At 42.9% G+C, this 12,343-nt stretch carries 12 protein-coding genes, 4 tRNA genes and 1 other annotated feature (1 of these 17 cut by a window edge); of the genes, 3 read left to right on the forward strand and 13 right to left on the reverse strand.

Features of this window, described 5'->3' with window-relative positions:
* Nucleotides 1-119: a binding site (T-box leader), on the reverse strand; it reaches 152 nt to the left of the window's first position.
* Between the two features lie 192 nt (nucleotides 120-311).
* Complete coding sequence (locus R0K30_RS12755; RefSeq protein WP_099727298.1) at nucleotides 312-1,001, forward strand: ABC transporter permease subunit; 690 nt, start codon at nucleotides 312-314, stop codon at nucleotides 999-1,001.
* Nucleotides 1,002-1,883 carry an ABC transporter ATP-binding protein gene (locus R0K30_RS12760; RefSeq protein ID WP_410611045.1) on the forward strand — a complete coding sequence of 294 codons (882 nt, stop codon included), beginning with the start codon at nucleotides 1,002-1,004 and terminating at the stop codon, nucleotides 1,881-1,883.
* Nucleotides 1,884-1,921: 38 nt separating this feature from the next.
* On the opposite strand, the gene R0K30_RS12765 is transcribed toward R0K30_RS12760, so the two are convergent.
* The 11 genes from R0K30_RS12765 to R0K30_RS12815 all read right to left on the reverse strand — a co-directional run bounded on the left by R0K30_RS12765 (nucleotide 1,922) and on the right by R0K30_RS12815 (nucleotide 10,059).
* Entirely contained in the window at nucleotides 1,922-2,386 is a 465-nt protein-coding gene (locus R0K30_RS12765; RefSeq protein ID WP_327925016.1) for a GNAT family N-acetyltransferase, read from the reverse strand.
* A 68-nt stretch (nucleotides 2,387-2,454) separates the two neighbouring features.
* Nucleotides 2,455-3,645 carry a S1C family serine protease gene (locus R0K30_RS12770; RefSeq protein WP_410611122.1) on the reverse strand — a complete coding sequence of 397 codons (1,191 nt, stop codon included), beginning with the start codon at nucleotides 3,643-3,645 and terminating at the stop codon, nucleotides 2,455-2,457.
* 78 nt (nucleotides 3,646-3,723) lie between these two features.
* A complete protein-coding gene (locus tag R0K30_RS12775) occupies nucleotides 3,724-4,518 on the reverse strand; it encodes an MBL fold metallo-hydrolase (protein ID WP_099727302.1) in 795 nt (264 codons plus the stop codon).
* A 6-nt stretch (nucleotides 4,519-4,524) separates the two neighbouring features.
* Nucleotides 4,525-5,388, reverse strand: a complete 864-nt coding sequence (locus R0K30_RS12780) for a two-component system regulatory protein YycI (RefSeq protein ID WP_099727303.1) — start codon at nucleotides 5,386-5,388, stop codon at nucleotides 4,525-4,527.
* Nucleotides 5,375-6,754 carry a two-component system activity regulator YycH gene (yycH, locus tag R0K30_RS12785; protein WP_410611049.1) on the reverse strand — a complete coding sequence of 460 codons (1,380 nt, stop codon included), beginning with the start codon at nucleotides 6,752-6,754 and terminating at the stop codon, nucleotides 5,375-5,377. Before yycH ends, R0K30_RS12780 begins: the two co-directional genes overlap by 14 nt.
* Complete coding sequence (walK, locus tag R0K30_RS12790) at nucleotides 6,744-8,582, reverse strand: cell wall metabolism sensor histidine kinase WalK (RefSeq protein WP_230031412.1); 1,839 nt, start codon at nucleotides 8,580-8,582, stop codon at nucleotides 6,744-6,746. The genes yycH and walK overlap by 11 nt, the downstream gene beginning before the upstream one ends.
* Nucleotides 8,583-8,589: 7 nt before the next feature.
* Nucleotides 8,590-9,297 (reverse strand): response regulator YycF, encoded by a 708-nt coding sequence (gene yycF / locus R0K30_RS12795; protein ID WP_099727306.1) that lies wholly within the window; start codon nucleotides 9,295-9,297, stop codon nucleotides 8,590-8,592.
* Nucleotides 9,298-9,647: 350 nt separating this feature from the next.
* Nucleotides 9,648-9,720, reverse strand: a tRNA-Phe gene (locus R0K30_RS12800).
* A 27-nt stretch (nucleotides 9,721-9,747) separates the two neighbouring features.
* A tRNA-Asp gene (locus R0K30_RS12805) sits at nucleotides 9,748-9,824 on the reverse strand.
* Between the two features lie 81 nt (nucleotides 9,825-9,905).
* Nucleotides 9,906-9,977, reverse strand: a tRNA-Glu gene (locus R0K30_RS12810).
* A 6-nt stretch (nucleotides 9,978-9,983) separates the two neighbouring features.
* Nucleotides 9,984-10,059 (reverse strand) — tRNA-Lys (locus R0K30_RS12815).
* A 344-nt stretch (nucleotides 10,060-10,403) separates the two neighbouring features.
* Here R0K30_RS12815 and R0K30_RS12820 point away from each other — a divergent pair.
* Nucleotides 10,404-10,928, forward strand: coding sequence for a peroxiredoxin family protein (locus R0K30_RS12820; RefSeq protein WP_410611052.1), 525 nt, complete (start codon nucleotides 10,404-10,406; stop codon nucleotides 10,926-10,928).
* Nucleotides 10,929-10,959: 31 nt separating this feature from the next.
* Here R0K30_RS12820 and R0K30_RS12825 read toward each other — a convergent pair whose 3' ends face one another.
* Together R0K30_RS12825 and R0K30_RS12830 are read right to left on the reverse strand one after the other, a co-directional pair.
* Nucleotides 10,960-11,169 (reverse strand): hypothetical protein, encoded by a 210-nt coding sequence (locus R0K30_RS12825; RefSeq protein WP_410611054.1) that lies wholly within the window; start codon nucleotides 11,167-11,169, stop codon nucleotides 10,960-10,962.
* 13 nt (nucleotides 11,170-11,182) lie between these two features.
* Nucleotides 11,183-12,316 (reverse strand): DUF418 domain-containing protein, encoded by a 1,134-nt coding sequence (locus R0K30_RS12830; protein ID WP_410611056.1) that lies wholly within the window; start codon nucleotides 12,314-12,316, stop codon nucleotides 11,183-11,185.
* Between the last annotated feature and the right edge of the window lie 27 nt (nucleotides 12,317-12,343).

The following is a 12,343-nucleotide window of genomic DNA, read 5'->3' on the forward strand; positions in this document are numbered from 1 at the left end:
ATATGTTCAGTACGAGGCTCAGAGACCATTTTTCGAATCATTATTTTTGCTTCTTTTCAGCTGCCGAAGCTCTCTGTGGAAAAATTGATGATTGTACTTTCTCTCGTCATTGCCTGTTCAACTATTTTGAATTAAAGCTATCATACATGATGTTATTTTATAAATCAAGATATTTTTCTGAACATTTTTAAAAATGAGTCAACTGATACTGGAAGAGTCTTCTTTTTATAAAATTTAAACAAATGTTAAAGAGCGAGATATGGTGTCTTTCTTTTCTAGCGTTATAATAAAGAGGAAGGGAGGTACAGTGTGTGTGGACCATCTGTATGAATGAGTTTAAGCAGCTCTTCAAAAGCACAAAATCCATCTTAACAATTGTTATTATTTTCATTTTATCTACTTTTGTATCAAGTCTTCCATTTATAGCTGCTTATCAAGGGAAATGGGAACAGGCAAAGGACCCTTATTCCATTGGGAATGAACTGGTGATGTCTTTATTTGGTTTTTTCCTTATTTTTTTATTGTCTCATGATATTATGAGTCGCGAAATTCACTTGAAAACCATTCGTTTTCTCGTCAGTAAAACGACCCGTTTGAATATTATCGTCGGAAAATATCTTGGACTGATGCTGTTTTGGCTCAGCTGCATTATGACGACATATGTACTGAATATGGTGATTTCACATCGTTTTCTGTTCTCTGATGCCTTAAAAACCTTAACCTTTATCAGTGTCGGCATCTCATGTACTTTGTTTCTGTCCATGCTCTTTCCAACACCGCAGAAATCGATGTTTGTCGGTATGTTGTTTTCCTTTCTTTTCCCAATCGTCAGTATGATTTCTGTTCTCTCTTCAGAACGGTTGATTCATTGGTTCAAATACATGACGCCTTATTATTATGCGCGATGGAATGAACCGCTGACCTATGTGCTGATGAATGCAGCATTGACCGTTGTCTTACTCATTGGAACTGCGCTGCTGTTTCAAAGGAGGGATGTCTAAATGCTACATACAAAAGGGCTTACAAAAAAATATCGAACAAAAGTCGCAGTAGATCATATTAACCTTGATGTCAATCAAGGCGATATCTTCGGACTCATCGGACCAAAGGGTGCTGGTAAGACCACGTTTTTCAATATCATTACGGGAATTTCCCGCCCGACCTCTGGTACGTTTACAATGATGGACATGCCTTCGTTAAAAAAAGTGAGGCATCACATCGGTGTTCTGCCTGAATATACGGACTTATATGAAGGGCTCACGGCACTTGAGCATATTGCCTATTTATCAAAAATTACCGGTACACGCCAGAAAACGAGCGATTATGAAGAATTACTCGAATTCGTCGGTTTACATCGCTATCATCAGGAGAAAGTCGGTGCCTTTACTCCTGGTATGAAGAAGCGGCTCGGAATTGCGCAGGCCATCGCCCATCAACCTGAATTTATTTTGCTCGACGAGCCTTTTGCCGATATTGATTCAGATTCTATCTTGAATATCCAGCGGGTCATTGATACGTTAAAAGATGAAGGCAAAACCGTCTTTTTAACAACTGACCGTCCAAGGTTCACAGATAGTATCTGTACCAAAACTGCGTTTATTTCTGAAGGAAAATTAGTGTCCCCACATACTTATCCTCAAGAGAAAACCATCACATCCTCAAACATTCGTGCAACATTCAGGCATGCATGGATTGATGATGAGGTGAAGCCTGTTCTCACGCAGTATTTACAAACTGTGGGAACAGATCTTGTGATCAGTGATGACGAGACCTCATTGTTGATTCGTTCAGAAGCCCAAGTCCCTGCGATCATCCGCGCTTTCGTGAAATGCAAAATAGACCTATACAGAGTCACGGCTCAGGATGCCATGATTTCCTCATAAAAAGTACCGTACGCTCTCCGCACGGTACTTCTTCTTTTTTATAAGGGTTTGCTCATGTAAATGCCGGTTTCCGCAAATCCCGTCTTCTCATACAACGCACGGGCAATTTGATTATGAGCAAAGACATGCAGCGAGAGTTTTTGCACACCTAATGACTTTGCCTGCTCCTCTAATGCAGCAATGGCCTGCTTCGCAAAACCTTTTCCTCGATAAGCTTCAAACAAAATAAAGTTATAAATAAATCCTTCCTGTTGAGGGTGATTCGGATCATAACAAAGCCAAACCCAGCCAATCGCCTCTTCTCCATTTAAGAAGTTCCACAGCTCATGATGTTCTGTTTGAAGACCTTCTGGAAGCAGCCTATCAAATTGATCTTCTGCGTTCTCAAGTGCTTCTTCCTTCTCCCATGTCCCTGCGAGCACTTTTTCTTCTGCATACCGCTTAATGGCTTCCTCCATCAATGAATCGTAATCTGTTTGTGACATCGGTTGTAGTGTAACCAATCGTACCTCCCCCTTTCCTTCATCATATGATGAGCATGCAAAAAAAACCAGTCCCTTGTTGGAACTGGTTATCCGCCGAATCGGTCGGTCTGGGAGAGTTTGACCTCTACTAATTTTTTCTTTCCGCTTCGGTAAAATTGCACCTTTACCTTGTCGCCGACTTTCTTTTGATATAAATATTTACGCAGATCCACGATATTCTGTACATCTTTGCCATCAAAGGATGTCACGACATCCAGCTCTTTTAGCCCCGCTTTTCCTGCTGGAGACAAAGGTTCAACACTCATCACGACGACCCCGGTTGTGACCTTTTCTGGCAGTTTCAACGTTTCCTGCCAGTGGTAGCTCGCAATATCGGCTAATGATTTCATGCCAACCCCAAGGTATGGACGTTTGACCTCCCCATAGCGCTCTAAATCCTCTATGACAGGGATAACCAAATTCGCAGGAATGGACAGCCCAATTCCTTCAACTTCTGATTCAGCAATTTTCATTGAATTGATACCGATCACTTTCCCGTCCATATTGATCAACGCACCACCACTGTTTCCCGGATTGATGGCGGCATCTGTTTGCAAAACTTCCGCATTCCAATCCGCCTGTCCGTCTCCATTCGAGTCCACAGGAATCGCACGTTCCGTTCCTGAAATGACACCTTGTGTGACAGAGCCCGCGAATTCAAGCCCTAATGGATTTCCAATGGCGATGACTGGCTCACCTGGCTTCACATGATCTGAATTGCCAAAGGCGGCGGTTTTCTTGATCTTATCACTTTTGACGGTGAGTACCGCTAAATCCATGAGCTGATCGCTGCCGACAAGATCGGCTCCAATTCTTGTCCCGTCCTGAAGGCTCACTTCAAGCTGGTTTGCGCCTTTGATGACATGATGGTTGGTCACGATATAAAAGGTATCGCCCTTTTTTTTATAAATCACACCTGACCCGCTGCCTGCTTCTCCACCTTCCTCCCAAAAGCTCGACTTTTGGATGTTAATGACGCCGACAACCGTATCCGACATACTAGACACCACTTTCGTGACAGCATCATTGACGCTCACATTGACTGTCTTTAAAGGGCCCTCTGATGCTTGCTGGTCTCCGGCCGGCTGCCAACCAAAGGGACTGCCGCTCTGTCCAGATACATAGGGGAAAAAGAATCCCATTAAAAAAGCTCCTACCAATACACCGATCAAACCAGATAGGAAATATCCTTTTCTGCTCCGTCTCGGCTTCCACTCTACATCGCGATAATCCACTATGTTTCCTTCCTTTCAGTGAATAGATGATGTATATAGTGTTGGTAAGAAGCTCTTATCTTAATCATACGATTGTCAAAATCATACGGCGCAAAGCGGGGTTGCTTTTTTCGGATCCGTATCATATAAATCAAAGCCGTCCCCCACAACATAGCCCTTCATTTCAAGCGTCTGCTGGACCGCCATACGGGCTAAATCCTTCATGTTGTTGTCTTGACTCAAGTGAGCTAAGTAAATGCGTGAGGTGGCATCCCCAATTACATCTGTCATCGCAAGAGCGGCATCTTCATTCGATACATGTCCAACGTCGCTCAGGATTCTGCGCTTAATACTCCATGGGTATCGGCCCATTTGCAGCATACCGACATCATGATTGCTCTCAAATACAAATGTATTGGCTGATTTAATAATTCCTTTCATGCGATCACTCACATAGCCTGTATCCGTCATGAGGGCAAGCTTTCGCCCTCCATAATGGAACACGTAAAACATAGGCTCTGCCGCATCATGTGACACGCCAAATGACTCGACATCAAGACCGCCAAAGGATTGAACCGTCTCCATATCAAAATGAAATTTCTGCTCGGTGTCAATCTTCCCAATATGAGATTCCATTGCCTTCCACGTTTTCGCATTTGCATAGACGGGGAGTTTGTACTTTCTTGCCATGACACCAAGCCCCTTAATATGATCTGAGTGCTCGTGTGTCACAAAAATTCCGTCCAAGTCTTCAGGCTTTCGGTCGATTTGACCAAGCAGCTCGACCATCTGCTTGCCGCTTAGGCCAGCATCCACCAAAAAGGCATGCTCGTCTGTTTCTAAATAAAAAGCGTTCCCCGTACTTCCGCTCGCTAGTACACTGAACTGCAAGCTCATGTTCTCTCACTCCATTGAAGATTTGTCATCTTTCTCTATATGATCAAGTGTTGAGCCGTCGATGGCATTGATCAAATATTCTTCCTCTGTCTTTTTCTTTGAACCAGCTGATTCGCCTTCAAGCTCCACTCTCCATACAGGAACCATGACCTGCGTGCTTGCACCTGGGTATTGCGTATAGTAGCCAAGTTCCACCTTGTTCACGGTCGTGTTTTGGCTCAGCATATTTTGCGTATATAAGTCCTTCACAGTTTCAAGCGCCGGGACAAGGGTTTCTTTTCTCACTTCATTAATCGACGTCACCATCGACTGCTGATATGATACGACCTCGTTTTGATCGTTCAAATCTAATGTGATTTTTCCGATGGTTTCGGTGTCATCAAGGCCTTCTTGGAAGATGTATTTCCCTTTATACGTTTGGAAAAAGACGATTTTACCTGTCTCTTCATCAATACTCCACAGCTTATAATTCTTCCCATCCAGCAAACGCTGGTTCACAAGGTTCGTCGCTGCTGTTTTCATATCCTTTTTCGGCAATGCGACTGGTTTATTGAATGTCATTTCAAGCAACGTGACAGGATCATCTTTGTCAGTTTTCGGGAATGTGCTTTTCGCCTTTTGATCAGCTAATCCGTCGACATCCTTTTTCGTATATTGCTTCTTTTCAGCTGTAATGCGGTATCCAATCTTCGCTTCATCTGATAGATTGCCATATTTGATTCCGTCTGCCTTCATTTCTTCCAGCGTATCCGTTTTTTCGATAATCGCAAAATGATCAGTCGATCGTTTTTCAAAGTATTGAAAACCTAGAAAGATATCGAGAACGAGAAAGGCTAGGATAAAGATCGTTTTGGTCTTATTCCACTCCATTATTCTCGCTCCCCTCTGTCAGCAGATCATTCGATAGAATCACGGTTTTGCCGTTATATTTCATGCACCATACTGGCTCCAGCCAGACAAACATCGCTTGATCTTGATCTGATGCCGTTGTCGCAGCTTGATACGCAGGGAAAATCTGTTCAATTTTCTCCAGATCATCATATTTCGTCTGTTTGATGATCAGATTCTTCAGCTCTGTCCCATTCATCAGCTTGACCTGTTCACTCTGACTCGCTTTGTTGCCAAGAATGTAGTTTGGACGCTTGTAATTCAAGATGTCATCATTCGCCCATTGTACTTCCAGAGAGGTCATACCAAATGGATGCTTCGTACTATTGACGATTGGCAGACCATCCATAAACATATTGAAGGACAGCTGCTGGTTGCTGTTGATGCCAAAGTATTGATAGTCATCAGTAAAGCTTCCCGTATCATTGAAATACTTCACGCTTCGCTTGATCAAATCCCCCGTTTGAAAAACAGTACTGGAATTGATATTGCGGTGCTGATATTGGATGCGGTGATCTTTTTGATTGGCTTCAAGACGACTTGTCCCATCTGTATACACCGTCCGGTTTAAATTAGATTCCTCACCGACAAGACTTGGGTCTGTAAACAAAGCGTCCTTGAATTTGGTTGTCTTAATCGTTTCGATAAAGAACATTTTTGCTTCAAGCTGCTTTTGCTTTCTCGGCAGGAGGAAATCTCTTTTAGAATTCTCTGAGAATGTATAAAGATCATAGCGCGGCATCTCGTTTTGAGCGGCTGCGATGCTGTCCATCAGATTACGATAGTTGGCGGACTCAATCGTCAGCTCAAGCACCGTTTCCTTGCTATATGAGACCAAATAGACTTTTTTATTGGCCTTATCCTGCTGGGCAAACGGCACAATCATCCGATCAAATGAGTTGTATTCAATGGATTTATTCGGCCATTTAAACAGTGCTTGGAAAATATCAATCGGAATCGGATCATTGAACACAAGATCCAATGTCTTCCCCTGTCCTCCGCGTCCATAGAAGAAATTTTTAAATCTCTGCTCGGAATATTGGTCCGACACATCGGCAATCTCTTTGACATCCCACAGGCTCACATCATTCCAAAAGTTTTGGAAGAGTTCCTTTTGATCCACTTTGAAATGCTCTCCATTGGAATGGATGAACATCTCACGCGGCTTCACGACATCAATGAGACTTCGGGGCTCATCGCTTGAAATCTTCTTCGTTTCAACAACCTTTGTGCCGGCATCCGCCTGATCCTGCATGACGGGCTGGAACATCCAAATATTCCATGTAAACACAAGACTGATCGCAATTAGGATTGTCAATATTATGGTTTTAAAGGTCTCACGCTTCATCCCAATCATCCTCTTGTTCTTCATTGTACGGAAGGGTAAAGGTTACCGTTGTTCCTTTTCCTTCAATGCTGTCAGCCCAAATATCTCCGCCATGAGCCTGTACCATTTCTTTTGCAATCGCAAGTCCTAGGCCGGTACCGCCAAGCTTTCTTGTTCTTGCTTTATCCACTCGATAAAAACGTTCAAAGATTTTATCCATATCCTTCTTCGGAATACCGATTCCTTCATCTTTGACGCTGAATAACACAAGCCCTTCATCCTCATCCAGATCGACTGTGAACGTAATATGTCCACCCTCTGGAGAATATTTCATGGCATTGGAAATGATGTTATCGAGCACCTGTGTGATTTTATCTTGATCAATTTCCACATATATTTCACGCTGCGGCAGATTGCGGATGAAATCGACATGCTGCTCCTTCGTCATTTCAAAACGATCAATGACGAGCGAGATAAACCTGATAAAGTTCGTCCACTCACGGTTGAATTGATAGTCCTTGCTGTCGAATTTGGACAGCTGGAGCAGGTCGTTGACAAGCCTGATCATACGCTCTGTTTCATTTTGCGTGACACTGAGGAACCTTGGCGCAAGCTCTTTATCACCAATTGCACCTTCAGCTAATGCCTCAAGATAGCTTCGCATCGTCGTCAGCGGTGTACGCAGCTCATGCGATACGTTCGCTACGAATTCACGGCGTTCAGCATCAATTTTCTCTTGCTCTGTCACGTCATAAATGACAGCAATTAAGCCGTCGATCTTCCCATGCTCTTTCTGAATGACTGAAAAATTGACACGCAAAACAGACAGCTGATCTTCGCGTTCAATTTCTATCAGCATGGAGTCTTGATTTTCAACTAAATCTTCAAATGTATGGGTTTCCTCTAGGCCGAGCAATGACGTAATGGGCATCTCTAATGCTGTTTCACGTGAAACATTCAGAAGCTCTAATGCCGGGCTGTTTAATAGAATAATGGCACCGTTTTGATTCGTTGCAATGACACCATCCGTCATATATGCAATGACAGAAGAAAGCTTTTTCCGCTCACCCTCTGTCATCAGCTGAGCTTCCTCCAGCTCTCTCGTCAGATGGTTAAAGGTCGTCGCTAGCTGACCGATCTCATCATGTCCATACTTTCGGACCTTTCTGGAAAAGTTCCCTTTGGCGAGCTCGATCGCTTGCTTTCTCATATCCGAAATTGGGTGTGTGATGGTTCTGAATATGAATATACCAAGTAGAGCAGTAATCCCAAGGGCAAGCAGCGTTCCCGTTGCCAAAATCGTATTAATGGTTCGCATTTGGTTAAAAACACTTTCCATGGAGGAGACCACATAAATGACACCAACGGTTTCTTGGTTTTCATTTTTCACGGCTGTCGCTGATATGCGGACTCGTTTATTCGATTCTGGGTCATAGAATTTTTTCTCGTAGTCTTTGCCAACCGCGAAAATACGGCTAATGATTTGATCTGTGATTTTTTTCCCGGCAATCTCTTGACTGCCATTATTCACAGAGGCAATGACCTCTCTGCTTTCGTCAATATAGCTGACTTCAGAAATTTCATTAGACTCATCTTTGTTGTTAAAATCGTTTAAAATCTTTTGAGCATCCTCTTTTAATTCCGCCTTGCTTTTCGATGAATCCTGTTCTAGGTAATACGATAACGAGTAGATTCGCTGATTCAAGGAATTATCATAAGAATTAATTAAGGACTGCTCTAGCTGCTTCACAAAGTAGACGCCAATGATCTGCATGGCGACAATGATCAGCAGCACGTAGATTAAGGTCAATTTGAAGTGAATCGAGCGAAAAAAACCTACTTTATTCATAAGAATCTTAGTCCTGCTCTGGGTTTCTTAAATAGTAGCCGACGCCTCGTCTTGTCACGATCCAGCTCGGGTGGCTAGGGTTATCTTCAATTTTCTCCCGAAGACGGCGCACTGTAACGTCTACTGTACGGACATCTCCAAAGTAATCGTAGCCCCATACAGTTTGTAGTAAATGCTCACGTGTCATGACTTGTCCAATGTGCTTCGCTAAGTAATGAAGCAATTCGAATTCACGGTGCGTCAACTCGATCGTTTCCTCACGCTTAGACACGACATACGCATCTGGGTAAATGACAAGTGATCCAATCTCGATATCATTTGATTCAGATTCTTCCTCCGATTGCGGAGCAGCTGTCTGTCTTCTCAAATTCGCTTTCACACGTGCAAGCAGCTCGCGCGTGCTGAATGGCTTCGTCACATAATCATCCGCTCCAAGCTCAAGACCGATGACCTTATCAATTTCAGAGTCCTTCGCTGTAAGCATAATAATCGGCATGTCATATTTCTTTCTCACTTCACGGCATACTTCAACGCCATCTTTGTTCGGCAGCATAATGTCGAGCAGAATGATGTCCGGCTTCATTTCTTCTACCATTTCAAGGGCTTCATTTCCGTCATACGCACAATGAACCTCATAGCCCTCTTTTCTTAAGTTAAATTCCAATATATCCGCAATCGGTTTTTCATCATCTACGACAAGAATCTTTTTTTCCATTATGATTTCCTCCTGCATTTTTAGCATCTATGTCATTTCATTTTGCATGTCTCATCAGGCCTTTTTCGTTCGAGTAAAAAAGGCTCACTATCTATTATAACGTTTTACGAGGCAAAGATAAAAATAATAACGGCTTTCTTTTCTAGTGAACGTTGGATAGGAAGGACACGGCTCAAAAAAATTGATGACTTTTTCCTTTTTTATCGAAACTTTTCCAATCACCAAACGTCTATATACATGTAACGTCTTCTTCTTATGGAGCCGGGCCCTACCTAGGTCCGGCTTCTCCCTTTTTATGCCTTCTTTTCATAAAATAAAAACGCACCTGCGATTGCAGATGCGTTTGGAAGTGGCTCGGGACGGAATCGAACCGCCGACACACGGATTTTCAGTCCGTTGCTCTACCAACTGAGCTACCGAGCCATCATCAAAAAGATGAATATGTATAAATGGCGGTCCGGACGGGACTCGAACCCGCGACCTCCTGCGTGACAGGCAGGCATTCTAACCAACTGAACTACCGGACCTCAGTAACTTGCCCGAAAAAGCAATCGTGGTGCTCTTTCAAGCAAGTGAGGAAAAATTAGCTTAACGCTAAAGTAAATCAATGACCCGTACGGGATTCGAACCCGTGTTACCGCCGTGAAAGGGCGGTGTCTTAACCGCTTGACCAACGGGCCAATACATGGTGAGCCATGAAGGACTCGAACCTTCGACCCTCTGATTAAAAGTCAGATGCTCTACCAACTGAGCTAATGGCTCTCGGTTTGTGAAAAGTGAATCTGAAGAAGCTGTATTGCGTCAAACCAATCGCTTTCAAAAAAGCTGGAACATCGCATCCTAACAAGTTTCAGAGACCTTTGCAACAACGAGATTTATAATATCATAGAGTCATTACATATGGCAATACGTTTTTCGACATTTTTTTAAAAAAAGTGTCGGATTTGATATCTCCTGTCAAATCACCCATTTCTGCAATCGCCTTCAATTTTGATCCTTCTTTTCAATGGTCACTGTTTATTCAAGCACATAGAAACGTTTTAGACCGTCTGAAAATGGTTATACAATAGACAAGTAACATTGTGATTGAAAAAGGAGGAAGCAGCATGAGTTCATTCAAATCAGGAGATAAAATGCCCAATTTTTCACTGCCAACGGTGCAGGGAGAACACATTGATTTCTATAAACATTTAGAGGAGCATCAAAGCTGGCACCTCATCATTTTCTTTAGAGGATCCTGGTGCCCAGTGTGCGTAGAGGAATTAAAGGAGCTAGAAAAGCAGCAATCATACTTTCAAGACAAGGATATTCACTTAATGGCGATTTCAACGGATAACCCTGAGAACTTGAAGGAATTTGCTGATAAAGAGGGACTTTCCTTCCCGATCATGTCTGACCAAGATCTCACATCATTAAAAGCATATGAAGTCTTCTATCACGGGGAAGATGCTCCATATGAAGATCACGGGGTACACGGAGAACCCGCCTATTTCTTATTAAATGAAAAAGGGCAAGTGCTCTATCAGCAAAGACAAACAAGCCCATTTGGCAGACCGCATGCGAATGAATTGCGCAAAATCATCCAATACATTCGTAAAAATTTAAAAGGGCAATATAAAAGCCTAAAATAAGAAAGAAGCTCTCGTAATGAGGGCTTCTTTTTTATGAATGTATTTTGTTGAATAGCCAGTCTGCCATAAAATAAACAAAGAGATCCGCCATTAATATCACAAACGTGACAGGTGGTCGATCCTCTTGGATGAACGAATATAGCGCATGTCCACCTAATGCTAGAAGATAAAAGATAAACGCCGGCACAGCTGCTTTTTTTGCGTTTATTTGCTCCCTTTTCGTCATTTTCCTAAAAAACATTGCGCCACTCCCTTTACGTTGCTTTCTTCATCGTCACCCGGCGAAGTGCCCGCGATCGGATATATTCCATTGGTCCAATCCGCCATACATTTAAGCAAAATGCTGAAATCGCTATTTGCAGAAGTGAAATGAGCAGCCATGCCAATACGATAAGGGGTGCATTGATTTGACCGCCAAGACCCAATCCCCAGCTATAAAAAAGAATCGAGCAGATGACATTTTGCAGGATGTAGCAGCTGAGCGCCATTTTCCCTACATATTCAAACCAAGTCCACATGAACCAAGATTCCGTAAGTGCCAAGAGCTTCGCAATGACAGCTATATAGAAGATAGAGAGCAATGGTGAAAAGACGTAGCGCACCACGAATTCCACTATTTCATTCGGCACGAAGACGAGTGCATTCAGCGGCAGACCAATCCATAAACCGAATCGGAACAATGTTTTCCGAAGAGATTGTCCGCGTGTATTCGCATAAAAAACACCAGCTCTCATCATTCGAACACCTAATAAAAACAGAAATGTATTCATTGGAATGATAAAGATCGCTTCTTCGCGGTACATGAAAAAGTACTGTAATCGTTCTTGAACCTGCGAGATCCATGTCTCTGGCAGCTGCTCCTCTAGCATTGGTTCACTGCTTTGATCATAGGATTCTGTCTCCATTTCAGAAAGGGAGAACACAATCAGAAATGACATGACTAGCAGGTGAATCAAACCAGAGAAGATCATGCCCTTTTTGATGCGCCGGTCCCCTCCACGTACAATGAAAGCCACAAGTAAACCCGTGACGGCGTAACTCATGAGCACATCATATTCCATCACAAGGGCAAAATGAACAAAGCCTTCGATAAATAAAAATAAAAGAATCCATAAATATGTACCCGGCCAAGGTGTGTTTTTTCTTTTCGCCTGCTGGTACTTCAGCTCCAATCCAACACCAAACATGATGGTGAGCAGCGAGAGCATTTTGCCATAAACGAACATCGAAACAATGCTTTCAAGCAAACTGCCATTTTCATATTCATCTGCAATCTGATCTGTCGCAAAGGTATTCCCTGCATACGCAAAAAACCAAACGTTCGTCCCCAATGTGCCTAGTATGGCAAAGCCTCGTAAAATATCTAATAATCGTATTCTTTCTTTCACTTGAACGCTCCTTCCCTTTATACAGTT

It is taken from the genome of Bacillus sp. SIMBA_154, from assembly GCF_046536015.1.
In the GTDB taxonomy this organism is placed as follows: Bacteria; Bacillota; Bacilli; order Bacillales; family Bacillaceae; genus Bacillus; species Bacillus pumilus_P.